We start from the raw sequence: 1,029 nt of genomic DNA, 5'->3' as shown, positions 1-1,029 counted from the left end.
TGTTGGGTTTTGGCACCATTGGGATAATGCCTGCCTGGGCACAGGCACGGATCTGTTCACCCTCATAATAACCGCGATCGGCAAGGGCGATCATATCGGGGGTGCCGGTCGCGGCTTTCGCGGCCTCTGCCATCTCCAGCAGATGCGAACGATCATGGCCTCGGTTCGTCACCGTATTAGCCACCACGATATGGTGCCTGGTATCGACGGCAGCCTGAACGTTGTAGCCAACCACGCCGCGATGGTCGCTCCCGGTTGCCATGGCGCGGGCGTCCGGATCGGTGAGCGATAGTTGCCCATCAGCACTGGTTTCCAGTTGTCGGCCGATTGCCTCCAGCTCGCCAAGGCGACCACGCAGAGACGCCAATCGTTCGGTCAAGCGCTCGATCCGCGGTGAAGCCAATCCCGTCTCTGCGCTGTCGGTTTCCTCGAGCTCTGCAAGATAACGCGCGATGCTCTCCTCGACATGGGCCTTTCGCCGCGCCAGCTTGCCCTTGGTGTAGTTCTTCTCATGCGTGTTCACGGCCCGTAAACGCGAGCCATCGATGGCCACCACGCCGCCACCGACAAGACCAAGCGTGCGGCAGACCGCAACGAACCGCTGGCAAGCGAGCTTGATCGCCTCGGGATTATCATGCCGGAAGTCGGCGATCGTTTTGAAGTCGGGCACCAGCTTGCCGGTAAGCCACATCAACTCGATATTGCGGCCAGCCTCTCGCTCCAGCTTCCGGCTTGAGGTCAGTTGATGCAGGTATCCGTAGACATAGAGCTTGAGCATCATCGCTGGCGCGTAGCCCGGCCTGCCGGTCGATGCCGGCTGTACACGCTCGAAGCCGAGATCCGCCAGATCGAGTTCATCAACAAAGGCATCGATCACACGGACCGGGTTGTCCGGTTCCACATAATCCTCAAGGCAGGCCGGTAGAAAACTCGCCTGGTGACGGTCGGCAGCCTCGACAAAACGTCCCATCTGGCACCTCCGAAGCAGTGCCAGATCATACCATAATCAAGGGTTTTCACACAGCCTCG

The 1,029-nt window shown here is 60.0% G+C and carries 1 protein-coding gene; it reads right to left on the bottom strand.

Going from position 1 to position 1,029, the window contains the following annotated elements:
- Window positions 1-970 (bottom strand): IS1182 family transposase (locus ACX3OZ_RS20865; RefSeq protein ID WP_459105511.1); only part of this gene is annotated, 970 nt, incomplete at its 3' end.
- Window positions 971-1,029 lie beyond the last annotated feature (59 nt).

This window comes from Devosia sp. A369, from assembly GCF_054489345.1.
This window is presented reverse-complemented; position numbering and strand designations above follow the sequence as displayed.